Consider the following 24,970-nt stretch of genomic DNA (forward strand, 5'->3'; position numbering starts at 1 on the left):
TCCCGCTCGCGCGAGGTGCTGGCTATCGGATCGTGTCAGGCGACTTTGAACTGCCGCTTTTGCGGAAACGCCTGCTCGCGCCAATCCCCTGATTTGGGGATAGGCAGACCGAGATTCTCCCGCAACGTCGCCCCTTGATATTCCTTGCGGAACAGGCCACGCCGTTGCAGCTCGGGCACGACCATGCGCACGAAGTCGTCATAGGTACCAGGCACGTGCGTCGGCGCGATGACGAAACCGTCGACAGCGCCTTCGGTGAACCACTGCTCCATCTGGTCCGCCACCGTCGTCGGGGTGCCGCAGAACACCGGAAACTCCTGTATCCGGGCCCGATTCGAGAAATCGACGAAGTCCCGCACCGACGGATTCTTCTTGCCGCTCAAGGTCACGACACGATCACGGAAACCGGTCCAGCCGGAGATCGCCGCCATCTCGGCATCGCTGAACGGCTCATCGTAGTCGCGCTTCGAGAAGTCCGTATTCAACACCTCGCATAACAAGGCCAGCGAATCGATCGGCTTGGCCAGGCTGTCGATGTAGGCGCGCTGTTTCTGCGCGATCTCGTCCGTCTCGGCGACGATCGTGTAACAGGCCGTCGAGATCTTGACGTCATCCGGATTGCGTCCGGCCTCCGCCAGCGCCTGCTTCATCTCGGCGTATTGCTTTTTCGCCACCGCCAGATTCGGATAGACGACAAAGATCAAGTCTGCCCAGCGCGAGGCGAAGTTCCGACCGCGCCCGCTCTGGCCGGCCTGAATCAGCACCGGATGACCTTGCTGCGAGCGCGGCACCGTGAAGGGTCCGCGCGATTTGAAGAACGGCCCGTTATGGTCGAGGCGATGCACTTTGGACGCGTCGGCAAAGCGGCCGCTTTCCTTGTCCATGATCAGCGCATCGTCTTCCCAGGTGTCCCAATGCCCCATCACCGTTTCCAGAAATTCATCGGCGCGGTCATAGCGCAGATCGTGTTCGAGATGCGCGACCTCGCCGAAATTCGCCGCCTCGGAATCGTTCAAGGAGGTCACCACATTCCATGCGGCGCGCCCTTTCGTCATCAAATCGAGCGTCGCGAAGCTGCGCGCGATATGAAACGGCTCGTAATAGGTGGTCGAATACGTGGCGCCCAGGCCGATCTTGGACGTGACCATGCCCATTGCCGTCAAGATCGACGTCAGATCCATCTTCACCGCCCGTACGCCGTTCTCGACCGTCTGTGCATGGTCGTTGCCGTAGATATCGGGCATGGCCAGCCGGTCGTCGAAAAAAGCGAGATGGAACTTTCCTTCTTCCAGCGTGCGCGCAATGCGTTGGTAGTACTCCGGCGTCGTGAAATCGAGCGCGGCGCCCGCATGACGCCAGGAACCGGGATAGGTCGAGCAGTTCTGCGCTTGCAGGAAGCCGATCAACGTCATCTGTTTTGCGGGTTTGTCTGCCATGATGTCTCTCCTGAGGTCGAGGGGTGTCGCACACGGACCGTTCGGTCAGCGTGTGGGCAACAAAAAAAGAGGGAAAGCGGCGCCGGTCGCTTACGCGCCGGCGGAAACCGGATGCCTCGGCGTGTCGTAACGCGGCCGCACCGGCGAACGCGTCATCGTGATGGCCACGACAGCGCCGACAAGGGCCAAGGCGCCGGCGATATAGAAAGCGTTGTTATAGCTCTGCGTCATCGCGACGACAAAGCCCGTCGCAATCGGTGCGATCATCGCGAACGACGCTCCGCCCGTGATCAACAGTCCCGTTGCGCGCCCGACTTCCTGCGAGGAAGGCAACAGGTCGCCAATCAATGCGATATTCATTGCGAGCGCGGCCTGCGCGCCGGTCAAGGACAGCGTGAAGATTCCGACCATCATCCACACGTTATCGACAAAGGGCGTCGCCAGCACGACAGACGTCAGCAACATCGACGCGGCTACCATATTCCGACGGCCGCCATTGGCGCATGATTCCGCGCTGAGCATGCGGTCGCTGATGCCGCCGATCAAGATGGCGAACACGACGGACAAGCCATAGGGGAGCGCCGTGAAATAGCCGCTATGGACGATATTGAGATGCCGTTCCGTTTGCAGATAACTGGGCAGCCAGGTCAAGAACAGGAATTGCGCATAGGATCCGAAGCCCTGCGTGATCAATAAGCCCCAGACACTGGGCGAGCGCAACAACTGCAGGATCGAGATAGGCGGACGCGTCATATCGTCCTCCAGGCCATTGTTCCGCTCACGCAGGATCATCTCGCGCTCGGCCTCTCCCAAAAAAGTCGCGTCTTCAGGCCGCCGAAACCATTTCAGCCAGCATGCGAACCAGAGGGCGCCCGCCGACCCGACGATGATGAAGCCGATGCGCCAGCCGAATTGCTGCACGGCGATCGCCACGACGATGGCGCCGATCGCAGGGCCGGCATAGGAGCCGCTATTCAACGCGGCCGCGGCCAGCCCGCGTTCGCTCGCAGGCATCCATTCGCGGATGACCTTGCCGCCGGACGGGAAGGACGACGCTTCGCCGACGCCCATGACCAATCGCGTGGCGAGGATCGAGCCATAGCTCCACGCAAATCCGGTGGCGATGGTCGCGAGGGAGAAAATGGCCATGCCGGCCGCGTTGACGTAGCGGGTGCCCCAACGATCCAGTGCAAGGCCCCATACCAGCAGACTTGCAAAATACGTCCAGATGAACGACGACAGCAAGAAGCCCATCTCTATCGGACCGATGCCGAATTCATGGGCGATCGGCTGGGCCGCCACCGATAAGGCGACGCGATCGATGTAGTTGATCGTCGTCAGCGAGAACAAAAAAATATAGATGAAAATCCGTCGGTTCTTCATTTGTCTCCTCCTGGGTCCGCGCGCCTTTGGCGGCGCTTAGCGGATAGATCCTGCCCCCTGCGGCGCGACCCCTTACGTCGATCGATCCGCCAGGCGGGGTATCGCCATCAGCACGTCGCTTTCTCTCCTGACGCGGAACGTTCGGATAGCGCCGCGGACGGCGACGCCCCGACGGGGATTGGAAGGCCCAGGCGATAGATCCGATCGGCGGTGCCGCAAAGCATCGCGTGGCGGTCTGCGGCCGGATGCGAGACACTCAGGATCTTGAATGCGTTCCACAAGGACCGGTAGCTGCAGCTGCCTTTGTCCACCGGGAAATTACTTTCGAACATCGCGCGCGCGGGACCGAACAGCGCGATACAGGTCTCCACATAGGGCGACCAGCGTGCAACGAGTTCGCGCGCGGTGGCAGGCAAGGCCCGGTTGGCGAAAGACATCCCCGTGCGCGGCATTGCCAGACCGCCGATCTTGATCACGACGTTGTCGTTCCGTGCAACCCGCGCCAGCGACGTGGCCCAGGCCGCGTGCACCGCCGCTTGCTGGTCGGCATACGGACCGATGCCGAGCGGACCGCCGCAATGATTGAGCACGATCGTCAAGCGAGGATGGCGCTTTGCCAGCGCAGCCGCTTCGTCCAACTGCGTGTGGTAGACCCACAGATCGAGCGTCAAACCCATCTCCACCAATACGGCGCAATAGCGATCCAGTAATGGCGACGACAGCGTCTCCGCGGTGGGGCCGTCCACTGGCGCGGCGAACGCCGGGTGCCCATGCCACGCCGCGCGTACGCGGACGCCGCGCAGGCGCCCTTCGCCGGCCGCTTGATGGGCCGTCAGCACGGCGACAGGATCAGCAACGGCGATGTCGCCGTAAGCGACGATGCCGCTGACCAGATTGGGTGCTTGCGCGGTGTCGGCGACAGGCTTCCCCGTCGCACCGCTCACCCCAACGCGCAACAGTGCCGCGGCATCCTGCGCCTGCCGCACCGCGAAGCGGGTTTCTCCGACACTGGCCAGATCGGGCTCGCCGTTTGTCTCAAAATGCGCCTTGCATTCGACAAAAACGGTGCCGATGACGCGATGTCCCGCCGTCGTATCGGCGATCAGCTCGGGTGCGTGATAGAAGGCGCTCGCAACGTCCCACAGATGATGATGCGGGTCGACGATCGGCAGCTCGGGTTCGATGACCGGCTCGGCAACGCGGCCGAGCCAGTCTTCCCGGATGCGAGGGAAATTTGCCTGCTCGTAGTGTGGATCGAACATGGGGCTCGCTCAGCAGATTCGTGGAAAGGTCCGACCAAGGCGTCCGATTATGGCTGCCCCAATTCGATCGGAATATCGATATCGAGCATCGGCGCATGTTGCTGAGCGCCGTAGACGTCGGTATCGCCGATATCGCCCGATGAGATGACACGGGGCAGCGTGGCCTTGAAAGCCTTGGCGGCACGATAAGGCGTGAATTGCACCTGGTCTTCGCGCACGTCATACAGCCGCGCGAACAAAGCGGCATTCAGTACCCCCGTCGCCGCGACCTGATCGAATATGCGCTCGGTGGCGAAGACGATATCGAGCGTGACCATGAACGGGCCGGCATTTTTACTCCGACAGACACTGGCGAAATCTTTAATGGCGGGCATGCTCGGCTCCGATATGTTCGTACTGGATCGGGAACAACGACAGGGCACTCTCCGGCTCGACCAAGTGACAGATGGAGAAGCGATACACTTGCCCCAGGTCGAGATCGGAGGGAGAAAACGGAATACCCATATTGCCCTCCTTGCACAAGCGCCCCGGGAACTCGGAATGCAGGATCGTCGTCCGCGCAATGGCCAGTACCGCCTTCGCCGTGTCGCGCTCGGCCGCGACGACTTCGGCCACGACGGCCGTTTCATGCGGATGTCTTTCTGCCGCTGCGAGCGGCTCGCGATCGCCCATCACCCCATTCTGGCCATAGACGCGAAAATTCAACGTATAGCTGTCCGGCGGCGCCCCGAACGCCTCGGCCTTCTCGGCGATGATCTCGCGCGAGCGCTTCAGGTAAGGGTCCATTTGCGCCTGGAGCACCGGATCGCGCGTGGCGCACAACGTGATCACGCGATGCCCGCGCGCCTCGACGCCCTCGAGCTTCACCGAATAGGGCATCGGCTTCCATTGCATGCCGCTGACACGGACAGCGCGGTCGCTCACCGCATCGAAGCTGCACTCGGACGTGTCGAGCATGCCGCCCGGCTCGTGGTGATGGATCGGACTGCTATTCTCATGAAGCGCGAAATACGCCACCGATGCCGGCGTACAGCGTTGGTCCGGATGCATCGGCTCCAGCTCGACGTGATCGTCCCGCACAGTGGCCAACAAACAGCCTTCGCGCTTCGGCAACGCGGGCTCCGCGCCGCATTCGAGCATCTTGCCCGCATACCATCCCAGCGCCGGGGAAAAGCCGGCGCGAACCGTCATGGCGGCCCACGGCGCCGGATCGGTGCTGCGCCCGGAGAGAATCACCTGGGCGCCCCCATCCAAGGCGGCGATGTAGGGCTCCGGCCCCATCGCCCCGACGATGCGCACGGCCTGCTCGACCATGTCCGATGTCATCGCCGGCAGATCGTAAAGCGCCCGCACCTTCTTCGCATTCACGTACTCGATCAGCGTTTCCTTGGACAGCTCGGCCGGGATGACCGCGAGCTTGAAAGAGAGGTCCGCTTCCTTGGCGATTTCGCGCGTCAAATCCACCATCATCTGGAGATGCGGCGCGCCGCCTGCCCCACCGCAGGTGCTGATGATCACTGGGATACCGCGCGGCACGGCGGCCGCCAGCATTATTTTGAGATCTCGCTTGGTCGACATCCGTGAACAGAACGATTCGCCGGTCGCCAGATAAAAGGGGCCGGGATCCGAGCTGCCGCCATCGGCACCGATCAAATGCGGATTGCGCGCCATTCCCGCATCGAATGCGCTTTGGGCAAAGCCATAGCCCAGGATGGCGGTTGTACTGAGCATTCTAAGTTCGTCCATCGTCTCCTCGTCTGCGTTCTTCTTGACGAGTTAGAGCGTATAGCAGCCCGCGCGGCATCGCCCGCATATCTGTTATGTATAAAAATGCGTCCGGGAATACCTTTATAAAAACCGCATTTTTGGGATCGACTGCTGGCGAATACCTAGGGTAATACCCAATATTATGAGACGCATCGTTCTCGTTTTCGCCGACTCCGTTCACATGTCTCGCCCTCCCGATTGCGTTGCCGACGATCACGCTGCACGTCGCGCGGCGACCTACCCCGGAATCGGCGCGAGGATCGCTTCTTGCTCACAGGAAGGGACGAGTCACGAACACATCAGGAGAATGACAATGAGCGATCGCCTAAAAGGAAAGAAGGTTTTATTGATCACGTCGAATACCGGCGTCGAGCGTGACGAGCTGCTGAAGCCGCTGAAGGCCCTTGCGGCCGATGGCGGGTCCATCACGCACGCGTCGATCGAAGGCGGGGACGTGCAGACCGTCCTGCATGACACCGAGAAAGATGCCGTCGTCAAATCCACCGCCAAGCTATCCGATGTGTCGGCCAGAGACTTCGATGTCCTGGTGGTCCCAGGCGGCACCGTCAATGCGGATAAGCTGAGGGTGGATAAGGATGCGCAGCATTTGGTACAGGACTTCGTCGGCGCGTCGAAGCCGATCGCTGCCATCTGTCACGGACCGTGGATATTGGTCGATGCGGGCGTCATCGAAGGAAAAACCTTGACTTCCTATCAAAGCGTCAAGACCGACTTGCTGAATGCCGGCGCTGAAGAATGGGTCGATCAGCAAGTCAAGCGCTGCGGCGCGAATGGCTGGACCTTGATCACGTCGCGCAACCCACGCGACCTCGACGCCTTCTCCAGTGCCATCGCGGAAGAGCTGGTCGCCGCGTAAATCAGCCATCGCGCCGCGCAAGCGTAGTGGTGCACTACGCTTGCGCGGCAAGCCCCCCCGCGAGAGAGGCGGCGTTTCTGCACCCGCATGTCTCTCGTGCGACCCAGCGTCGCAGCCCACCGCCCTTTGGCGGTTTTGGCAACGTATGCTCGTCATCCGGCGAACCGAGGGTTAACCCTCATACAGGGTTAACCCCTATAATTGGCTCTGACGCGTCACTGACGACTTCGAGAGCCGCCCACGCCGGCGCGCATTGGCATGCAAAATACTTCCGTTCCTCACGTTGTAGGCCTTGTCCAACAATGGGTCCGCCCGGTAATGGATCCGTATCAGCGCTATCGCCACGCGCGCCTGATTCACGCGGGCCGAATCGCCGTCGGCATCCTGTTGAACCTTTTGCTGGTCGCGATACTGGATCTGCCGCACGGCGAATGGTCGTCGGTCTCCTTCCTCATCGTCATCGCCGGCTTGCATCACCATGGCAATATTCGGCAAAAGGCGATGGAGCGCGCCTTCGGCACCGTCATCGGCGCCGTCTACGGCCTGTCCGTTATTTTTGTCCATCATTACGTTGGCGTGGCCTGGCTGACGTATCTGGCAATCGCACTGGCCTGCGGTGTTTGTGCCTATCACGCCATCGACAAAGGCGGCTATATCGCGTTGTTGTCGGCAATCACGCTGGTGATCGTGGTCGGCGGCGGCACCAACACCTGGGTCGACGGCCTGTGGCGCGCCGTCAACGTGCTGATCGGCATCGGTCTCGCCCTGCTGCTGTCCGCCGTTCTACCGCTGTATGCCACCTATTCCTGGCGCTACAAACTCGCCGATGCGCTGAACGGTTGCGCCACGCTCTATGAACGCATCACACGCAACGCGCATGAATCCGACGCGCAGCAGTTGAAGGAAATGGCCGCGCTCAGCAGCCTGCTGGTGCAGTTGCGCGGCATGCTTGCCTCGGTGTCGAAAGAGGTGCGCATTCCGAAGGCGCAGCTCGAAGGCATTCAGCGCAATCTGCGGATCTCGATCAGTTGTCTCGAAATGCTGGCGAGCGCCGCGAACACGACACCGCACTCGACGTCACCGACCGATACCGACGAAGCCTTGCAAATCGAGCATCGTCATATCGTCGACACCTTGCATGGCATTGCACGCGCCCTGACCTCGGGGACGTCCAGCAGGCTGGTCACATGTTCCCTGTCCCCGGCGAGTCCGCTCCCGGCTTGCGTGCCGCTGCCGATGGCCGGCTACGTGTCCGTGACGCGAACCTTGGCGCTCGAACTCGAAGGAATGCGCAAGGGCTTGGCCGACACGGCCGATCGCTGGAACGTCTGACCCAAGCAGGATCGTGCGACAGCCGATCCCCGCCGCGTCACGCGCGCGACTTCTCCCCCGCCATGCTGTTCCTGCTTGCGACGCTGGCTAATAACGTCACCGTCGCAAGCGCGGTCAGCGCAAGCCCGTACACGTCCGTCGTCATACGCAAGCCGATGATATGCGTCATCGTGCCCGCGACAATCGCCGGCACGCTAAAAGCCAGATAACTCAGTACGTAAAACGCCGCCATCAAGCCGGCCCGCTCATGCGCGGCGGCCAGCGGCAGGACCGATCGCAATCCGCCCTGGAATGCCGCGCCAAAGCCGACGCCGGCGACGCACGTTCCCAAGAAGAAGATCGGCGCGTTGAATGCATGCACGCCGGCCAAGGTGATCAGCAGACCGAGCGCCAACGCCGTCGCACCGGTCATCACGATGTGCAGCGTGCTCATCGCGCGGAGAACAACGATCGCAACGAGTCCGCTGGTCGTCAGTGCGAAGACCACCCAACCGCCCAACAACAGATTATCGGATCCGGTGACCGCACGGGCCAGGGTCGGGCCCAGCGACAGATAGAAACCGCCCAATGCCCACACCGCGATATTCACCGGGGCGATGCGCAGCATGGCCGCCCGCGCCGCTTGCGGCACGCGAACGCGCGGCATCAACGACGCCCACGCACCGGGGACCCGGCTTACCGTCTCCGGCATCGATCTCAGAAAGCTTGCCTGCAGCACGAACATCGCAATCAACACGAGATACACCACGCGCATGGGCGCCGGTGCATACCGTACCAGCACGGCACTCCCCAGTGCACCAACCGCCATGCCGATCAGTGGCGACAACGCGTTCACCAGCGATCCTTTCGTGCGACTCGTATCGAGTATCGCCGCGCCCAAGGCACTGGTCGCGGCGCCGGTCGCGAACCCCTGAAGGACGCGCGCGACAAGCAATGCGGCCACCGTATGCGCGTCGGCGAACAGCAACATGGCCAACACTTCCAGCGCGATACCGCCCAGGATCACGCGATGTCGACCCAGATGATCCGATAAAGAACCTACCGTCAGCAGCGCCGCCAGCAGACTAAAGGCGTAGGCGCCGAACACCAGGGTCAGCATGGCGGGCGAAAAGCCCCACGCCGCCTGATAGAGCCGGTAGAGCGGCGTGGGCGCACTCGATGCCGCAAAAAACGCCGCAACCGTGAAGGCGTAGAGCGCCAGCGCGCCGGCTGGACGCGGCGCCGCCGGGGAAGTCGAATCGATGTCCATTGGCATTTCCGAAAAATTAACGCAAAATAATTGCTTTAGCGGAGTATGCACCGATTCCTCTCGTTAACGCAAATATTTAGCTTTAACGGGCAATGGGGATCGCCGTGCAGGCGTAGACGAGGGTGTCATGGCAACACGAGAGGGCTTGCGACCGGGCGGTCGTAGTGCGCGGGTGCAGGAATCGGTACACGGCGCGGTCGCCGCGCTGTTGACGGAAATACCGCGGGACGCGATAACGGTTCCACAGATCGCGACGCGCGCGGGCGTCACGCCGTCGACCATCTACCGACGTTGGGGCGATTTGCAGACGCTGTTGGCCGACGTCGCCGTACAACGGTTTTATCCCGACGCCGAGCCGGCCGATCTGGGGTCCCTTAGCGCCGACCTGCTGTCGTGGGCCCAGGGCTATCAGGAAGAGATGTCGTCGGCGCCGGGACGTGCGATGACACGCGACGTGCTATCGGGCATGGATGCCGAAGGCGGCGGCCCGTCATGTCAGTGTTGCAGTATTACGCGCTCGCATGTTCAGGCGATTCTCGATCGTGCGATCGCGCGCGGCGAGTCTGCTCCCGACGCAGAAACGATCTTGAATCATATCGCCGCGCCGGTCATGTATCGGCTACTGTTCGATAACGTCCCGCTGGATCCGTCCTTCGCGCAGTCGCGTGTGACGTCGCTATTGCACGTTGCGAAGTAGATTTTGCGTAGACGACCGATGGCAAGCAAGCAAGGCACGCTGCGTCAGGCAGCATGGCGCTTTTGCAGAGCGGCGCGGCGTGCGTTCAGCCCCGCACCGGCAGCCACGCCAATTGCGCGTCCACGGTCTCGCCAGGTGCCAATACCGCACCGCCTACATCCGCTTCGGTGGCTTCACCCGCGTGTAAAAGATTTAGCCAGTCGGTCGCATTGCTGACGGGCTCGGCGCAAAAATAGCCCGTATCTGCAGGGCTGAATACCACGAAAAATCCAGTGGCGCGCCGGCACGCAGGATCAGGCCTTGCCGCCGATCCGGCCAATCGATCCGTGCTTCACGACGCCATCCGACAAAGTTATTATCGAGATCGAAGTCATCGAGAACGAGACCGTCGCCTAGCGCATCCACCGCAGCGTGGCTATTCAGCGCGACTGGCAAGACGCTGCTATCGGCTTCCCACATTGCACGCACCGACGCCGTCAGACGCGTGCCCGGCGTGTGGAAGGCCTGCGCCCGGCGCGGCGACGACGCCGGTGTGATGGGGAATGCGGCGTGCGATCTAAGGCACTTGACTGACTCTTCATCCTATTCGGCGGCTTCGCGCAATTCTTCATCACCAGTTATTGCTTACGACCGGGTCCTTGATGACCCCACAGTGCCGATCCGCAAATCAGTGCACGATGAATCCGTCGATCATCTTAATGGTTTGCGCTTCGAGAGCCTTCCAATGTGCAAAATCGGCTTTGTCCGTTTGCCCGACTGGCGTAATAAGCACATGTGCATCGACCTGGGGAAGATTGAACCACAGTACGCAACGCGAATAGACGTCATACGGTTCGGCAGCGCGCATGACGTTGTCACATTTGACCATCGTTCCTGATGGGTCATGCGGCGAGAAGAAATATTCAGCCTGCCCCAGGTAGTCACCGCGTTTGGGTGGATTGCGTGCAAGATGGCGCGGCGCAATCTCTTCAACCACTGCGGTATGCCCTTGGATCCCTGGGTCGCATCGTCGAAGTGCTGCGTTATACGAGATTGCACCCGCTTTCGCCTTGAGCACAGCCTGCTGCACCGCGATTGGGGACGCGCTATCCGGCATGATGATTTCGCCTGTGTCTTTGTCGAATGTCGGTAATTTCCTGGGCGAGAGCGTCGAAACCTGTTCGCGCTGCGTCGCCATCGACACTACCCAATGCGCCATTTGTTCGAAACCGACAAAATCCGAAATTTGCATTGTTGGACAAGCGACGAAAGGGAGTGGGCTATCCGATGTCGAGATCGTAATTTTTTCGCCCGGATAGCAACGTCCTGATTCGCAGCTTTGCTGCGGTGGCGCGTCGGCGACAGCAAGGCGCGGGGCGAACGCGAACGAGATCGAAAGAAGACTGATTAATATGAATCGCATCCCAAGGATCATTATTGGCATTTTCAAGATGGTCGAAGGCGTCGCCACAACGTTGTCTTACTGATCCCCAGCGCACGCGCGGTGCGGTCGCGATCGCCGTCGAACGATTGCAGTACCGCCCGCGCCGCATCCGCTTCGCTTTGCCTCCCGACCTGGCGTAGCGTCGCGATCTCTTGCTTTGCACCTTCCATCGCAGGCTGCCCCAGTTCCGGCGCCACATTACGCAGCCACGCCTCGCTAAGACGGTCGAGTCGGCCATCTGACTCGACCACGATGCGCGTCATCAGATTTTGCACCTCCCGCACATTGCCGGGCCAATGATAGCCGTCGAGCAGCGCTTGCACCGGCGCCAATGCGCTTGCCGCCTCCGCCACCGACGTCGTCGCTTTTGCCTGCACCAACAGATGCGCAGCAATGATTCCGATATCGGCGCCCCGTTCGCGTAGCGGAGGCAAGGCAATGCGAAGAATATTAAGACGGTAAAACAAATCGGCACGGAAGGATCGATCGGCCACCGCATCGGCAAGCGGACGGTGCGTCGCCGTGACGAAACGAACATCCACGGGGATCGGCGTCATGCCGCCAAGACGCACTACCTCTCGTTCCTGTATGACGCGCAGCAACCGGCTTTGCAGCGCTGCCGGCATCTCTGCAATCTCGTCGAGGAAGACTGTCCCTCGATCAGCCGACTCGATCAACCCCGGCTTTCCGCCGCGACGCGCACCGGTGAACGCGCCCTCCTCGTATCCGAACAACTCGCTTTCCAGTAATGTTTCCGGCAAGGCGCCGCAGTTGATCGCGACAAACGGAAAGGCCTTCCGTGCGCTTGCGCGGTGCAAGGCCTGCGCCGCCACCTCTTTGCCGGTGCCGGTTTCGCCGACGATCAAGACGGTGGCGTCCGCCTTCGCATATCGGCGCAGCGTTTCCTTGACCCACTCGATCGCATCGCACGCACCGAGCATATCCTCGATACGATAGAGCGCACCGGGATGCGCCCGTCCGGCGCGCGTCCGGGCGTATCGGCTCAGCGATCGCGGAAACTCGGACCGATTGGCCTGCACGACTTCCAAGGCACGATCCAGCGCCGATGACACGGACGTACGCGAATACAAAAAGACCGAATCCAGCCCAGCCTTCTCGGCCAGCTCCGTAACCAGTCCCGGTCCGACGATGACCTTGACGCCCCGATCCTTCAGCGCCATCACGCGTATCTCGGCGTCCTCCGCGGACAGGTACGACACACTGTCGACGTTCGCATCGAAAGCGGAAAGGAAGCGACGCATTTCGGCAGGCACTTGGCCATGCATGACCAAGCCGATCGACGTATCGATCCGACGCGCCCGCTCAAGCGCGTGCATCACGTCGAAGCCGGTGGGCGCGATCAGAATCACCGGCATCGCCAGCCGGGCCTTCAGATAGCTGCCATTCGATCCGGCAGAGATGACGATGTCGGGTGCCTCGGCCGGGCCGGCACTCTCGACCGCCTGCACAGCGTCCTCGAAACCCTTGGCAATGACGCGCAGATCGACGGATGCGATGTAATCGGCCGCGACGTCCTGGATGACGTCGCGGAGTTTGCTGATGCCAAATAGCCAGATACGGGGCCGCGTGTCCATTTCGCCTTGGTTCGAGTATCGCCTTTCCTATTATTTCACATTTGAAATCGTCCATTTCAAATATGTGCTTAGACGACAGCGCATCTCGAAAAAACCTCGCAAAATCAGTGACGTCAAAACTGGCAGGGAAATTGCGCTCTGGCCCTCAATTCAACAAGGAGACAGGCCATGCCCCATTCCCACAAGGCGTCTGCAGGCGCCCGCTTTCGTGCCGCCGTCACGACCGAAAAACCCCTCCAAGTGGTTGGCGCGATCAATGCCAACCACGCCTTGCTCGCGCAGCAAGCCGGCTTTCACGCGATCTATCTCTCTGGCGGCGGCGTTTCCGCGGGGTCCCTCGGACTCCCCGATCTCGGTATCTCGAATTTAGACGACGTCCTGATCGACACGCGACGAATCACGGACGTATGCGATCTGCCTCTGCTGGTCGATGTCGATACCGGCTTCGGTGCGAGTGCCTTCAATATCGCACGGACCGTCAAGTCGTTGATCAAGGCCGGCGCCGGCGCGATGCATATCGAAGATCAGGTAGGCGCCAAGCGGTGCGGCCATCGTCCAGGCAAGGCCATCGTGACACAGCAGGAGATGGTGGACCGCGTGAAAGCAGCGGTCGATGCACGCACCGACGACGACTTCGTAATCATGGCGCGGACCGATGCGTTGGCGGTAGACGGGTTGCAGGCAGCCATCGAACGCGCCCAGGCCTGCGTCGAAGCCGGCGCCGATATGATCTTCCCGGAAGCGATGACCGAATTGCACATGTATCGACAATTCGCCGACGCCGTGCGCGTGCCGATTCTGGCCAATATCACCGAGTTCGGCGCCACGCCGCTTTTCGGTGTCGATGAACTTCGCGATGCCGGCGTCTCGATCGTGCTCTATCCGCTCTCGGCCTTCCGCGCGATGAATAAGGCCGCGGAAAATGTGTACCGCACGATCCGACGGGATGGTTCACAGCGCGCCGTCGTCGATACGATGCAAACGCGCGAAGCCCTCTATCAAAGCATCGGCTATCACGCTTACGAGCAACGGCTCGACGCGCTTTTCGACAAGCGCACCCCCGATAGCCAATGAAGTCCCTGAATTGAGATAGGAAGCAGACTTATGAGAACAATACGTATCGAACAATACGGCGGCCCGGACGTCCTGCAGCGCGTCGACATCGACGTGCCGTCTCCCGATGCCGATGCAGTCCTCGTGCGCGTCCATTGCGCCGGAATCAACTTCATGGATATTCATACGCGGCAGGGCAAGTATCGCGCCTCGCGCACCTATCCCGTGAGGCTCCCCTGCACGCTGGGCATGGAGGGCGCCGGCGAAGTCGTGGAAGTAGGCGCCAACGTCACGACGCTCAAACGCGGGGACCGCGTTGCCTGGTGTATTTCATGGGGCGCCTATGCGCAATACGCTGTCGTGCCGGCAGCACGCGCCGCCAAGATACCCGACGACATTCCCTATGACCTTGCCGCGGCGGCCTTCTTCCAGGGTGCCACGGCGCACTACCTGATGGAAGACGTCGGTCAATTACGCGCCGGCGACAGTTGCTTGATTCATGCAGCCTCGGGCGGCATCGGTCAACTGTTGGTGCAATGGGCGAAACGCATTGGCGTAACGGTTTTTGCGACAACCAGCAGCGACGCGAAAGCCGATATCGCACGCCGACATGGCGCCGACCATGTCATGCATTACGACGGCGGTCGCTTCGCGGATGCGGTCCGCGCCCAGACGCAAGGGCGCGGCGTCGACGTCGTTTTTGATGCAGTAGGCCGTGACACCCTGCGCGACAGCTTTCGGGCGACGCGAACACGTGGCCTGGTCATCAATTACGGATCCGTATCCGGCAGCATCGACGACCTCGATCCGATCGAATTAGGGGAAGGCGGTTCGCTGTTCCTGACGCGCCCGCGGCTGGCCGACCATATGGCGGACGGTGTCACGGTGCAACGCCGGGCGGATGCCGTTTTCGCCGCATTGATCGACGGTTCGCTGCGCGTGGAAATCGCCGGACGCTATACCCTCGACGATGTCGAAGCAGCGCACGAGGCATTGGAGTCGCGGCGCCAGACCGGGAAGACGGTCATGGAAATCTCCGGCGCAGGCGCCTGACCGGCAACGCCCCCGCCCGTGCCGACGCGGGCGGTAAAGAGCAGAATCCGTTACGGTTTTCGGCGTCTCTTTTTGGGATGATCTCGCCCTGGTACGCGAGATGCTAGGTCGATGGATCGTATGATCCTGCCTCCTGCCGGATCCGAACCGGAAACCCCATGACTCTCGGGCGTGCCTTCCTCGCCTTGCTGCTGATCGGCTTGCTCGGCACCGTCTGGCTCGCCAGGCTGGTCGAGCAAGGCCGCGTGCCGGTCCCGGAGCGACTCAATCCCTTTACGCCGCTCGATGTCGCGGCCCCGCTTGGTCCGCTGACCGGCTGGAAGTTCTGGCGCGCTTCGGGCGATGCGCGCGCCTGTATGGCCGCGCTGGCTAGCGCCGGGATGCGCTTCACCCCGGTCGCCGATACGACGTCGTCCAATGGCTGCGATGTGCGCGACGCGGTACGCGTCTCTGCATTTGCCGATGCCGGCCTCAATCACCCATTCCTGGCGAGCTGCCCGTTGGCGCTCGGTCTGGCGATGGCCGAGCGCCATGGCTGGCAACCCGCGGCCGAATCGACGGAGCACGCCCATATCACGCGGATTGATCATGTCGGCAGCTATGCCTGCCGTAACATCAATCATGCGACGCAAGGCAATCTCAGCGAACACGCCCATGCAAACGCGATCGATATCGAGGATTTCGTTCTAAGCAACGGTCGCCGTATCACGATCGGCGGCGATTGGGGCAAACCGACGGCAGCCGGGACATTTTTGGCACAAGCGCATGCCGGTGCATGCCGTTTTTTTCATGTCGTGCTCGGGCCCGACTACAACGCCCTTCACCAATCCCATTTTCACCTGGACATGGGGCCGTATCGAACCTGTCGCTGAAAGACGGTATGTCGATCGGCGCCCTATATGCCTAATCGCACAGAAAAGGAGACCCTTATGCAAGCCCATATCGTTCTGCACATGATGACCACCTTGGACGGCCGCATCATCACCAGCCACTGGCCGAAGGATTTCGACTACAACAGCATCTACGAAGACATTCACAGCCGACTGGAGGGCGACGGTTGGATCGTCGGCCGCGTGACGATGGCGGAATTCGAGAAAGGGACCCCCAAGCCGGTCAGCCAAAGCGAACCGTTGCCACGCGAAACGTGGAAGGCTCCGCACGCGAGCAATGGGCCTTATGCCGTAGCGGTGGACCGTAGCGGAAAGTTGCATCTGAACGTGGACCGCGTCAATGGCGATGCCGTCGTCGTAGTGTTGACCGAGAGCGTGCCGGATGCGCATCTGGCGGAACTGCGCCGCGATGGCATCTCCTACCTGTTTGCGGGCAAGACGGACGTCGATCTGCCCGAGGCCGTCGCAAAATTACACAAGGAGTTCGGCATCAAGCGGCTACTCCTCGAAGGGGGCGGCGCGATTAACGGCGCGTTTCTCGATGCGGGTTTGATCGATGAAATCAGCCAGTTGATCGTGCCCTTTGCCGATGGTTCAGCCGATACACACACGCTGTTCGAGCGGAAAAAATCGACCGCAACGACGTTTGCGCTCCAAACGGTGGATCGGCTCGATCACGATATCGTGCACCTGCGCTATACGAAGAAATAATAGGCGCCGAGCGCCGCGATCGTATCGGGACCAATCATCCTAACGTGCGGAAGGATGCACGGACCCGTCCGGCGCTCGCAGTGCGTATCTCGCAAACAGAGCGCGATAGCCGCCAGCGATATGGAATCCCCCATTCTTCACGACATAGTCGTGCGATCTCAGTCGATACGTCGCGCCCAACAGATACCACGGCAGCCCCGGTAGATCATGATGCACCGAGTGGTAGTTATTATTGAGATATAGCAGACGCATCAGGCGCCCTGCTTCGTTGATCGCCGTTCGTTCGCTGACTTTTTCCGCCGCGCGATGTTCATAGAAAGACCGAATCATTGCCAATGACAGGGCAGGCCAGGAAATAAACAGTAAATAGTACCAGGCAGGCATGCCGGTCCAGTGTTGTATGCCCGCCATCAAGGCCAGCGATAAAACGGCGTGAGCACACCACATCGGCGCGTAATGCCACTGACCGCGCGCCAGCTCGGCCAATGCGCTCGTATAGGTGCGCCCTACCGCCAGTGGCGGCCCAATAACGAGACGCCCGAGAAACGTCCGTTGCGCGCGCCATAATTGGCGCATCACAGCGGGCATCGCCTCCCACCGAGGTGCATCCACATAGTTCGTTTCAGGATCGAGATTCGGCACGGTTAGATCCGCGTCACGATGGTGGCGCATATGCGAATCGCGATAGAGCGTGTACGGATACCAGACGGCGAGGGGCGCATACACCAAGGCCTTGTTAAATAGCGGCCAGCGCGTTGGGTGGCCATGCAGCAATTCATGCTGCAAGGACATATACCAGGTGCAGGCGACGATCAGCAGCGGCGTAGCAGCCGGAAGGCCAATCGTCCCTCGGTGCAATAAAAACAACGTGCCGATCCACAGCCCGTACACCGCGAAGAGCACTGCCCATGTCGGCCACTCGGTCCGTGCCATAAACCCTGACTGAAGGCGCGTCACCGCTTGCGCATGCGCGTCGTCGAAAAAGGCTGCGGTAGACGATGCCGTACGTGGATCGGGGTGCTCAACTTCATACGCCGTGCGCTTCATAGACTCAGACCGATAGGACATGCCAGGCCGCCGCGAAGCCGGCAGCCGATACACGCTTCATCGTAGAGCAGCCACGTGGGCTAACGAAGCAAGAAAAGCTTCGATCCTTATTCGTCGATCTGATTTACGCCCATGGCTTGCGATGAGAACCAGGGCTGTTCCGTTCGCGCGATTTGCTTAGACCAGCAAAGGGTAGCCGGCTGTCACGGCACGATTCTGGGCGGCCAGAATCGCTTGATACGCCTCTCGCGAAATTGGCGCAATGCGAAGAAGACCGAGGGCGCCCCCTGCTGCCACATCCTCCGAGATCACACGCGTCAAAGCGGATCGCAGCGCTCTCATCAACCCGGCATCGACATGCGCCGACGCGATAAACGGGAGACTCGGAGCCGATGCCGTCGTACCGATACGATGCCATTTCCCGACAAGCGATGGAAACGCATCCTCGACAAAGGCCAGCGTGACGCAGTCGATTGCCGCGATATCGGCGCGCTCGTTTGCCAGCGCTTGCAAGGAAGCGAAATGGGATCCCGTTTCGATGACCGATGCGAAATACCCATGCCCGTCCGCCAACGGCGCAATGGCATCGCGGAACGTGTTGTAGCCACTGTGGGAGTCGACGCTGTTATACGCGGCACGCAAGCCGCGGCAGGAAGACAGCGCTCGTGCACCGTCGCGATATGCGGCAGCAGAGACGACGATGACGCTTTGGTAGGACGCGCCATCGCAACCCGCGACATCGAATACAGGCGCACCCACAAGCTGCAGCGAAGGCGGCAGCGTCGTCATCAAGGGATAGCCACACGTCTGCGACAGCAGCAGCTCCGGGCGCTGCCATAAGTCCGTCAAACGTTCGCCCGGATCGTCGAGCACGGTGACGGAATCGGTGAAACCGTCCGCCTTCAGCAGTGCCACGGCACGATTTAGCAGCGCTTTCCAGCGTGCATCCAAGCCCTGCGTGACGTTGTACATCGGCAAGGAGACGACCCAATCCATCGGCACCTCCTTTTACATAAGCGCTGACAGTCGGCGTGTCACGTGGTCCTTCGTTCGCGTCGACCTATTTGCGCATCAGTGGTAGCAAGGTCTGACCTTGTCTTTCGATTTCGCGCAGATAGGGCGTATCCGACAAGATAAAGTGCGAAACCCCCAGCGCCTCGTACTTGCGCAACGACCGCGCGACTTCTTCCGCCGACCCCACCAGCCAGGTCGTGCCGGCGCCGCCGCCCCCGAACTTCCCGGGACGGGTATACAGATTATCGTCCAGTACGTCGCCCCGCGACTGCAAATCGAACAAACGCTGTTGTCCCACGGCGACGACGCGCCGATGATCGTGCCAGATCCCGCCCGCACCGCTCGCCATTGCCTCGAGTTTGGCCTCGGCATCGGCCCACGCCTGTTCGGACGTATCGCGGACCACGGTCGTGATACGCAGACCGAACTCCAACGGCGGCAATGCCCGCTCCGATGTAGCGCTCAGTTTTTTAAGACGGGAAATGCGTTCGGCGATATCGGCGAGCGGTTCGCCCCAGAACAATTGTACGTCGGCCTCGGTCGCCGCCACCTGCTCCGCGGCTGCGGATGCGCCGCCAAAATACAAGCGCGGATGACGCCGGTTACCCCGCGCCGGGAGGCGCGGCACGACGGTGGACTCGGTGACCTGAAAGTATTCGCCGCGGTACGTGACGGACTCCTCGGTCCACAAGCGCCGCAGTAATTGCATGAATTCCTTGGTACGCGCGTAGCGTTGCGCCTGATCGCCTTCCTTGTCGCCATAGGCCGCCAAATCATCCTTGCCCGAGACGATATTGAGACGTACTCGCCCCTCGGAGAGTTGATCCAACGTGGCGACAGCGGTGGCGAGCTGAGCAGGCTCCCAGTAACCGGGGCGGGCGGCGATCAGGGGCTCGAACGTGTCGGTGCGAGCGGCTAGCGCCGCGCCGACCGTAAAGGTGTCCGGGCGCCCCCAACCGGTACCGATCAAGGCACCCTTCCAGCCGTTCGCCTCGATGGCTTTCGCCTGCGCGCTTAGCGTTGCCAAGCTGTTGTGATCCGCAACCACTTCGTCACCGCGATGACCGGCGACGACCTGGTTCGGGATGTACCACAAAAATTCAGAATCTTGGCTCATACGCCATACAACCTGGAAAAGGGATCCACACTAGCTTATCGAGACAAGCCCGCCGCGCAAACCAAGCTTTTACGATGGCGTTATGACGAAATCGAATATACGCATCGCAAAACGTGGTCTACGCGACCATCGCGTGGCCGTATCAGAACCGGTGCCGCAGGCCGGCGCTGACGATCGCCTGCGAACTGGCACCCGAATTGACGCCGTACGAACCGACCGACGCTTCGGCGCCGATCACCGCACCGCCGGCACTCAAAGTCTGGCCACTGGCTTTTTGGTATCCGCCCACCAGATAGAGGTCGGTGCGCTTGGACAACAGGTAGTCGCCGCCCAGGCTGATCTGATGATAATGCGCCGATGTCGGCCCGGTCAGCGACGTATAGCTATAGCCGATGCCGGTCTGCAACGCCGTCGAGAAACGATAGTTCACGAAGCCTGCACCGGAATTGAATTTCGCGTCACTGCCGAATGACGAAAATCCGTCGCGCTTGTACTGCGTATTGCTATACGACGCGCCGAACGACAAAGCACCCAATGCGTAGAGGCCGCCAGCCCGCACGATCTGCACGGACTTCGCGCTTGCAAAGCCTGCATTGATGACCGTATTGAACAAAGAGTCGGTCGAGCTGGTCCACGTGCGCACGTTGTTCGCCGTCGTCCGGCCCCCATCGGCGTGGAAATAACTGGCTGCGAGTGCCAACGGACCCTGGTTGTAGGCCAAGCCGCCGCTGAAGGTCTGACCGGCGCCGACCGTACCGGCCGTATTGCCAAACGCATACAGTGCCTCGAACTGCAAGCCGGACAGTACCGGGCTCACGTACTTGATCGAGTTGCTGATACGCGCGCTGTTGTCGTAGTTATCGAGGTCGCCGGGCGTCGCAAAAATGCCGCCGAAATAGCCGTCTTCGGTCAGGGGTTGGACAAGGTCGACGTTCGGGTCGTATTGACGACCCAGAGTGACGGTACCCCATTGCGTGCTCGTCAAACCCACCACTGCCTTACGTCCGAATTCTCGCGAACCCTGGCCCAATGCACCGGTGCCGATATTGAATCCGTTCTCCAACTGAAAGATCGCGGCCAAGCCGCTGCCGAGATCCTCGCGGCCACGCAGCCCCCATCTGTCCCCCGACAGACCGCCGCTGTTGAACTTCACCAGCGTGGACTGATTCGCACCGCTCGCATCCTGTGCGTTATGCGCGTAGACCAGACCTGCATCGACGATCCCGTACAACGTGACGCTCGATTGCGCATGCGCGCCCACGGACCACACCATCGCGGCCGGCACCGCTACCGCCAAGAGTTTCTTTTTCATTACGCACCCAATGTGTTTTTGTAGGCAGAACGATAGTCGTGACAGGAAAAGCGCGATACGAATGTTTTCTGCTTTACAAATTCAACTGCCGTGGACTTTTGGGAAGCCATGACGCTCCGCCAACAATGCAAGGATCCGAGCAGGGTCATCGACATAACGTCGTCCATGCAGTGTTTTCACATCGTCGGGCGCATCATGCTCATCTCCGAGGATAAACACCGGTACGCCCTGATGGTCGGCATCCAGCGCGGACACCACCGCCTCACGCGGCTTGGGGAAAGGAACGCGAATGATATCGAATCGTGCGGCGCGCGAATGATCGGACGCTAACAGTCCCTCGATCGCAGCGCCGTCCGGACATAAAAAGCGTTCGCCCGGATAGCGCGGATCACTGAATCCGGCCTCCAACAAATACAGTGTGTCGCGTTTGAACATGTCGTCCTCCAATAGCAAGCGTGCCGAGCTGGCACATCATAAGCCTAGCGAGGCAATCAGCGCTCGCACAACGAAGCAATTTGACTATCGATATGGCGTCGCTTTCATACATCGAAACACATCGACACGCATCGAACCGTTTGCATCGCGATGGCTTGCGCAGAACCGCATCCGTCCTTTACCGATGACCTTATCGAAAATCAATGGTTAGCCGGACGGCACCTCGCTGCTACGCTTTTTCGTGTTCAGTGCTCCGCTTCCCGCGCATCGGAAGCGGCCTTTCATTTGATGTCTCGATAAGGCAGAACCATGCAGTCCAGAAAGACAACCGCATCGCCGTATTCCGATCTTCAAAAGGACGCCGATGGCACTGTCGCGCAAGCTGACGGCACACGCAATCCTGCACGGCGCGCAACGCTGCGCGGCCTCGTCGCATCGGGTCTTGGCGCCGTACTCGGGAATGTCGCGTTGCCAGTCATTGCAGCGGAGTCGAATGCCGCGCGCGGAGCAACGGCCGCGCCTTCTACGCCGACCGGCGCAACAGCAGGCGCGACGATCGCCCCGGTACGCGGTGGCCGCCTCACCCTCCTCGTGAATCCGGAACCGAATGTCCTTGTCAGCTTCGCCACCTCTGCCGGCGCCGAAGAGAAGGCCGCACCGAAGATCACCGAAGGCTTGCTCAGCTATGATTTCGATGTCAAGCCACAGCCGCAGTTGGCGCGTGCCTGGTCCATCAGTGAAGATGGCTTGACGTACACCTTCCATCTGCGTCAGGGCGTCACCTGGCATGACGGCAAGCCCTTTATCGCAGACGACGTCAAGCGGTCCGTGCAACTGCTGAAGCAATATCATCCGCGAGGCAGTACTACGTTTGCCAATGTCACCGCGGTCGATACGCCGGATAGGCATACCGCCATCATTCGTCTGTCCAAGCCGGCGCCCTATTTGATCTATGCGCTCGCCGCACAGGAATCGCCGATTCTCCCTTCCCACCTTTATGGGACCGGCGATCCGTTATCGAATCCGAACAACGCCAAGCCGATCGGTACGGGTCCCTATATTTTTGCGGAATGGGTAAGAGGCAGCCACGTCCGCCTGGTGCGCAATCCGCATTATTGGGATTCGCCAAAGCCCTATCTCGATGAACTGATCCTCAGTTTCATCGGCGATCCGTCCTCGCGTGAGGCTGCCTTGGAGACAGGTGAACTGCTGCTGGCAGGCGAGAATCCGGTGCCCTTACCGGACGTTGCGCGACTGAAGAGCCAGCCGACTCTGGCTGTCGAGACGCGAGGCTATAGTTATGACGCCGCACAGACGCAATTGCAATTCAATCTGGATAATCGGTATTTGAAAGATGTGCGCGTACGCCGTGCCATTGCGCATGCGATCGACCGGGAAGCGATCTTGCGAACGGTATTTTTCGGATTCGGGATACCGTCGCCTTCTCCGATCAGCCCGCTGCTGACCCAATATTACGACCCGACGGTGCCCACCTACCCCTTGGATCGTGCAAAGGCGGCGCAGTTGCTCGACGAAAGCGGCTACCCGATCAAAAACGGCGCACGCTTCTCGCTGACGATCGACTACAACCCCTACGATCCAAGCTTCCAACGCTTGGCCGAGTATTTGCGTCAGGCGTTACGTGCCATCGGAATCAATGCAAGTGTGCGATCGCAGGACTTTGCCACTTACGTCAAGCGCATCTACACGGACCGTGAATTCGATCTGGATGCAAACTTCCTCGGCAATACGTTCGATCCCAGCGTTGGCGTACAGCGGCTTTATTGGTCGAAAAACTTCCGCAAAGGCGTACCGTTCTCGAATGCCACGCATTACAACGATCCCGAGGTCGACCATCTGCTCGAATCCGCAGCGGTAGAGCCGGACCCGGCGAAGCGCATCGCGTTGTTCAAGGCATTCCAACAGAAAGTGGGCGCGGACCTGCCGATCTATAATTTGATCACGCTAAAACAGGTCACGATCTACAACAAGCGGGTTCACCAGCACACCGTTACCGCGGATGGGCTTGACGGCAATCTTGCCGATGTCTTCCTCACACCCGCCTAAGAAAAGCGCATCAGGGACGCGTCAAAATACGCGTCCTTCGCTCAAATGCGTTGTCGTGCCATTCAGCGCGTAATCGCCGAGCACCCGTGCTTTTTGAGACAGCGGGTTATGGCTGAACAGCGTGCGAAGGTTGCGCCAGTGCCGATCGAAATTGTGGGCGCGCGAGGTGGCCGATGCACCGCCTGCTTCGAACAGACGCTCGCCGGCGTGCAACGCCAGCTTGCTGACGATCAATTGCGTGCGCGCCGTGGCCAGTGCACTTTCAAGCACCCGCGCTTCGGCATCCGGCGCTTGTGCTCGTACGGCCAGAGCCGATGCATCGAGCGCTCGCGCATTCTGCTGGACCAATACGTCGATCGCGTGACTGTGCGCGCCCAACTCACCCACCACCTGCTGGATAAACGGATCTTCCCGAGGTACCGACGCGGCGCTGTGCAACGCCGTTCGTCCGTGTCGCAGGACATAGTGCTCGGCATCGGCCACGATACGCCGCACGATACCGGCAGCGGTCGCCACCAAATGCAATTGCCGGAGCGCCCCGCCATGACGACCGGCGAGCGTCGTACTGCCCCGCGTCGAGATTTCCTCGGGGAAGACCACCACGTTATTCAGAATCGTCGTGCCACTTGCCGTCATTCGCTGCCCCATGCCGTCCCAGTCATCGACGACATCGATGCCTTCGCGGTCCAACGGGAGGATGATCGTTGCCGCCTTCCCCTCTGTATCGAGGACATTGAAACGCCCGAAATCGGCAAAAGCGGTGCCGGTGGTGTAGTACTTCTTCCCGCTGATGCGGAAGGCATCGCCATCGCGCACCAACTGCGTGGTCAGCTCGCCCGGACGCGCGGTGCCACGTTCGGTCGATCCGCCGCCGTACAGTGCGCCACCGACGATGCGGTCGATCTGGCGCTCCAGAAACGGACTCGACTCCGCCACGTACAACCATTCGGTCGCATCGAAATGGATCCGCAACGCATGCGCGACATTCGGCTCCTCCGCCGCGATCGTCGCGATCACGCCGAAGACGTCCTCGAGATTGCCGCCCAGCCCGCCTTGTTCGACAGGGATACGCAAACGTCCCAGCCCCGACTCGCGAAACAGTGCAAATCCATCGTACGGAAGGATGCGCAATAGCTCGCGTTGCGCGGCGTCCTGGCCGATCTCCTTCGCCAATGCCGGCACGGCACTCAATACGGCCGCGCGTTGCGCGTCGGCGTTCAGCCTGGTATTCATGTCTTCTCCCCTCTGAA

At 60.8% G+C, this 24,970-nt stretch carries 23 protein-coding genes; 8 read left to right on the plus strand and 15 right to left on the minus strand.

Annotated features, from left to right (window positions below; genetic code table 11):
• Positions 1 to 35: 35 nt before the first annotated feature.
• The 5 genes from ABEG21_RS15230 to ABEG21_RS15250 form a co-directional block, all read right to left on the minus strand.
• Positions 36 to 1,436, minus strand: coding sequence for an LLM class flavin-dependent oxidoreductase (locus tag ABEG21_RS15230; RefSeq protein ID WP_347557490.1), 1,401 nt, complete (start codon positions 1,434 to 1,436; stop codon positions 36 to 38).
• Positions 1,437 to 1,526: 90 nt separating this feature from the next.
• Positions 1,527 to 2,819: an MFS transporter gene (locus ABEG21_RS15235; RefSeq protein ID WP_347557491.1), complete on the minus strand. Its 1,293-nt coding sequence runs from the start codon at positions 2,817 to 2,819 to the stop codon at positions 1,527 to 1,529.
• A gap of 107 nt (positions 2,820 to 2,926) precedes the next feature.
• Positions 2,927 to 4,081, minus strand: a complete 1,155-nt coding sequence (locus tag ABEG21_RS15240; protein ID WP_347557492.1) for an amidohydrolase family protein — start codon at positions 4,079 to 4,081, stop codon at positions 2,927 to 2,929.
• A gap of 47 nt (positions 4,082 to 4,128) precedes the next feature.
• A complete protein-coding gene (locus ABEG21_RS15245) occupies positions 4,129 to 4,455 on the minus strand; it encodes a DUF4387 domain-containing protein (protein WP_347557493.1) in 327 nt (108 codons plus the stop codon).
• A complete protein-coding gene (locus tag ABEG21_RS15250) occupies positions 4,442 to 5,812 on the minus strand; it encodes an acyclic terpene utilization AtuA family protein (RefSeq protein WP_347557494.1) in 1,371 nt (456 codons plus the stop codon). Before ABEG21_RS15250 ends, ABEG21_RS15245 begins: the two co-directional genes overlap by 14 nt.
• A 349-nt stretch (positions 5,813 to 6,161) precedes the next feature.
• On the opposite strand from ABEG21_RS15250, the gene ABEG21_RS15255 reads away from it, so the two are divergent.
• Complete coding sequence (locus ABEG21_RS15255) at positions 6,162 to 6,725, plus strand: type 1 glutamine amidotransferase domain-containing protein (RefSeq protein ID WP_347557495.1); 564 nt, start codon at positions 6,162 to 6,164, stop codon at positions 6,723 to 6,725.
• Between the two features lie 258 nt (positions 6,726 to 6,983).
• Positions 6,984 to 8,057 (plus strand): FUSC family protein, encoded by a 1,074-nt coding sequence (locus ABEG21_RS15260; protein WP_347557496.1) that lies wholly within the window; start codon positions 6,984 to 6,986, stop codon positions 8,055 to 8,057.
• A gap of 37 nt (positions 8,058 to 8,094) precedes the next feature.
• Here ABEG21_RS15260 and ABEG21_RS15265 read toward each other — a convergent pair whose 3' ends face one another.
• Positions 8,095 to 9,306, minus strand: coding sequence for an MFS transporter (locus ABEG21_RS15265; RefSeq protein ID WP_347557497.1), 1,212 nt, complete (start codon positions 9,304 to 9,306; stop codon positions 8,095 to 8,097).
• Positions 9,307 to 9,433: 127 nt separating this feature from the next.
• Between ABEG21_RS15265 and ABEG21_RS15270 the strand changes: the two genes are divergently transcribed.
• Positions 9,434 to 10,003 carry a TetR/AcrR family transcriptional regulator gene (locus ABEG21_RS15270; RefSeq protein WP_347557498.1) on the plus strand — a complete coding sequence of 190 codons (570 nt, stop codon included), beginning with the start codon at positions 9,434 to 9,436 and terminating at the stop codon, positions 10,001 to 10,003.
• Between the two features lie 192 nt (positions 10,004 to 10,195).
• On the opposite strand, the gene ABEG21_RS15275 is transcribed toward ABEG21_RS15270, so the two are convergent.
• The 3 genes from ABEG21_RS15275 to prpR all read right to left on the minus strand — a co-directional run bounded on the left by ABEG21_RS15275 (position 10,196) and on the right by prpR (position 13,021).
• A complete protein-coding gene (locus tag ABEG21_RS15275) occupies positions 10,196 to 10,462 on the minus strand; it encodes a hypothetical protein (RefSeq protein WP_347557499.1) in 267 nt (88 codons plus the stop codon).
• 208 nt (positions 10,463 to 10,670) lie between these two features.
• Positions 10,671 to 11,405, minus strand: a complete 735-nt coding sequence (locus tag ABEG21_RS15280; RefSeq protein ID WP_347557500.1) for a hypothetical protein — start codon at positions 11,403 to 11,405, stop codon at positions 10,671 to 10,673.
• Positions 11,406 to 11,428: 23 nt separating this feature from the next.
• Positions 11,429 to 13,021, minus strand: a complete 1,593-nt coding sequence (prpR, locus tag ABEG21_RS15285) for a propionate catabolism operon regulatory protein PrpR (protein WP_347557501.1) — start codon at positions 13,019 to 13,021, stop codon at positions 11,429 to 11,431.
• A gap of 168 nt (positions 13,022 to 13,189) precedes the next feature.
• Between prpR and prpB the strand changes: the two genes are divergently transcribed.
• The 4 genes from prpB (at position 13,190) to ABEG21_RS15305 (ending at position 16,728) form a co-directional block, all read left to right on the plus strand.
• Positions 13,190 to 14,095 (plus strand): methylisocitrate lyase, encoded by a 906-nt coding sequence (gene prpB, locus ABEG21_RS15290; protein ID WP_347557502.1) that lies wholly within the window; start codon positions 13,190 to 13,192, stop codon positions 14,093 to 14,095.
• Between the two features lie 30 nt (positions 14,096 to 14,125).
• Entirely contained in the window at positions 14,126 to 15,127 is a 1,002-nt protein-coding gene (locus tag ABEG21_RS15295) for a quinone oxidoreductase (RefSeq protein ID WP_347557503.1), read from the plus strand.
• A gap of 158 nt (positions 15,128 to 15,285) precedes the next feature.
• Complete coding sequence (locus tag ABEG21_RS15300; protein WP_347557504.1) at positions 15,286 to 15,999, plus strand: extensin family protein; 714 nt, start codon at positions 15,286 to 15,288, stop codon at positions 15,997 to 15,999.
• A 57-nt stretch (positions 16,000 to 16,056) separates the two neighbouring features.
• Positions 16,057 to 16,728: a RibD family protein gene (locus ABEG21_RS15305; protein ID WP_347557505.1), complete on the plus strand. Its 672-nt coding sequence runs from the start codon at positions 16,057 to 16,059 to the stop codon at positions 16,726 to 16,728.
• Positions 16,729 to 16,767: 39 nt separating this feature from the next.
• Here ABEG21_RS15305 and ABEG21_RS15310 read toward each other — a convergent pair whose 3' ends face one another.
• From ABEG21_RS15310 to ABEG21_RS15330, 5 genes are all read right to left on the minus strand, one after another.
• Entirely contained in the window at positions 16,768 to 17,796 is a 1,029-nt protein-coding gene (locus ABEG21_RS15310) for a fatty acid desaturase (protein WP_347557506.1), read from the minus strand.
• Positions 17,797 to 17,952: 156 nt separating this feature from the next.
• A complete protein-coding gene (locus tag ABEG21_RS15315) occupies positions 17,953 to 18,771 on the minus strand; it encodes a PhnD/SsuA/transferrin family substrate-binding protein (protein ID WP_347557507.1) in 819 nt (272 codons plus the stop codon).
• A gap of 64 nt (positions 18,772 to 18,835) precedes the next feature.
• Positions 18,836 to 19,906, minus strand: coding sequence for an LLM class flavin-dependent oxidoreductase (locus ABEG21_RS15320; RefSeq protein ID WP_347557508.1), 1,071 nt, complete (start codon positions 19,904 to 19,906; stop codon positions 18,836 to 18,838).
• A 142-nt stretch (positions 19,907 to 20,048) separates the two neighbouring features.
• On the minus strand, positions 20,049 to 21,218 hold the full coding sequence (locus tag ABEG21_RS15325) for a porin (protein WP_347557509.1): 1,170 nt from the start codon (positions 21,216 to 21,218) through the stop codon (positions 20,049 to 20,051).
• Between the two features lie 81 nt (positions 21,219 to 21,299).
• A complete protein-coding gene (locus ABEG21_RS15330) occupies positions 21,300 to 21,653 on the minus strand; it encodes a DUF3088 domain-containing protein (RefSeq protein ID WP_347557510.1) in 354 nt (117 codons plus the stop codon).
• A 309-nt stretch (positions 21,654 to 21,962) separates the two neighbouring features.
• Between ABEG21_RS15330 and ABEG21_RS15335 the strand changes: the two genes are divergently transcribed.
• Positions 21,963 to 23,720, plus strand: coding sequence for an ABC transporter substrate-binding protein (locus ABEG21_RS15335; RefSeq protein ID WP_347557511.1), 1,758 nt, complete (start codon positions 21,963 to 21,965; stop codon positions 23,718 to 23,720).
• 21 nt (positions 23,721 to 23,741) lie between these two features.
• On the opposite strand, the gene ABEG21_RS15340 is transcribed toward ABEG21_RS15335, so the two are convergent.
• Positions 23,742 to 24,953: an acyl-CoA dehydrogenase family protein gene (locus tag ABEG21_RS15340; protein WP_347557512.1), complete on the minus strand. Its 1,212-nt coding sequence runs from the start codon at positions 24,951 to 24,953 to the stop codon at positions 23,742 to 23,744.
• Positions 24,954 to 24,970: the final 17 nt, after the last annotated feature.

It is taken from the genome of Robbsia sp. KACC 23696, from assembly GCF_039852015.1.
Classification (GTDB): Bacteria; Pseudomonadota; Gammaproteobacteria; order Burkholderiales; family Burkholderiaceae; genus Robbsia.

Excerpts from the sequence above, each read along its gene's own strand:
- ABEG21_RS15230 (WP_347557490.1), bottom strand. The coding sequence starts at position 1,436 with ATGGCAGACAAACCCGCAAAACAGATGACGTTGATCGGCTTCCTGCAA.
- ABEG21_RS15235 (WP_347557491.1), bottom strand. The coding sequence starts at position 2,819 with ATGAAGAACCGACGGATTTTCATCTATATTTTTTTGTTCTCGCTGACG.
- ABEG21_RS15240 (WP_347557492.1), bottom strand. The coding sequence starts at position 4,081 with ATGTTCGATCCACACTACGAGCAGGCAAATTTCCCTCGCATCCGGGAA.
- ABEG21_RS15245 (WP_347557493.1), bottom strand. The coding sequence starts at position 4,455 with ATGCCCGCCATTAAAGATTTCGCCAGTGTCTGTCGGAGTAAAAATGCC.
- ABEG21_RS15250 (WP_347557494.1), bottom strand. The coding sequence starts at position 5,812 with ATGCTCAGTACAACCGCCATCCTGGGCTATGGCTTTGCCCAAAGCGCA.
- ABEG21_RS15255 (WP_347557495.1), top strand. The coding sequence starts at position 6,162 with ATGAGCGATCGCCTAAAAGGAAAGAAGGTTTTATTGATCACGTCGAAT.
- ABEG21_RS15260 (WP_347557496.1), top strand. The coding sequence starts at position 6,984 with ATGCAAAATACTTCCGTTCCTCACGTTGTAGGCCTTGTCCAACAATGG.
- ABEG21_RS15265 (WP_347557497.1), bottom strand. The coding sequence starts at position 9,306 with ATGGACATCGATTCGACTTCCCCGGCGGCGCCGCGTCCAGCCGGCGCG.
- ABEG21_RS15270 (WP_347557498.1), top strand. The coding sequence starts at position 9,434 with ATGGCAACACGAGAGGGCTTGCGACCGGGCGGTCGTAGTGCGCGGGTG.
- ABEG21_RS15275 (WP_347557499.1), bottom strand. The coding sequence starts at position 10,462 with ATGTGGGAAGCCGATAGCAGCGTCTTGCCAGTCGCGCTGAATAGCCAC.
- ABEG21_RS15280 (WP_347557500.1), bottom strand. The coding sequence starts at position 11,405 with ATGCGATTCATATTAATCAGTCTTCTTTCGATCTCGTTCGCGTTCGCC.
- prpR (WP_347557501.1), bottom strand. The coding sequence starts at position 13,021 with ATGGACACGCGGCCCCGTATCTGGCTATTTGGCATCAGCAAACTCCGC.
- prpB (WP_347557502.1), top strand. The coding sequence starts at position 13,190 with ATGCCCCATTCCCACAAGGCGTCTGCAGGCGCCCGCTTTCGTGCCGCC.
- ABEG21_RS15295 (WP_347557503.1), top strand. The coding sequence starts at position 14,126 with ATGAGAACAATACGTATCGAACAATACGGCGGCCCGGACGTCCTGCAG.
- ABEG21_RS15300 (WP_347557504.1), top strand. The coding sequence starts at position 15,286 with ATGACTCTCGGGCGTGCCTTCCTCGCCTTGCTGCTGATCGGCTTGCTC.
- ABEG21_RS15305 (WP_347557505.1), top strand. The coding sequence starts at position 16,057 with ATGCAAGCCCATATCGTTCTGCACATGATGACCACCTTGGACGGCCGC.
- ABEG21_RS15310 (WP_347557506.1), bottom strand. The coding sequence starts at position 17,796 with ATGTCCTATCGGTCTGAGTCTATGAAGCGCACGGCGTATGAAGTTGAG.
- ABEG21_RS15315 (WP_347557507.1), bottom strand. The coding sequence starts at position 18,771 with ATGGATTGGGTCGTCTCCTTGCCGATGTACAACGTCACGCAGGGCTTG.
- ABEG21_RS15320 (WP_347557508.1), bottom strand. The coding sequence starts at position 19,906 with ATGAGCCAAGATTCTGAATTTTTGTGGTACATCCCGAACCAGGTCGTC.
- ABEG21_RS15325 (WP_347557509.1), bottom strand. The coding sequence starts at position 21,218 with ATGAAAAAGAAACTCTTGGCGGTAGCGGTGCCGGCCGCGATGGTGTGG.
- ABEG21_RS15330 (WP_347557510.1), bottom strand. The coding sequence starts at position 21,653 with ATGTTCAAACGCGACACACTGTATTTGTTGGAGGCCGGATTCAGTGAT.
- ABEG21_RS15335 (WP_347557511.1), top strand. The coding sequence starts at position 21,963 with ATGCAGTCCAGAAAGACAACCGCATCGCCGTATTCCGATCTTCAAAAG.
- ABEG21_RS15340 (WP_347557512.1), bottom strand. The coding sequence starts at position 24,953 with ATGAATACCAGGCTGAACGCCGACGCGCAACGCGCGGCCGTATTGAGT.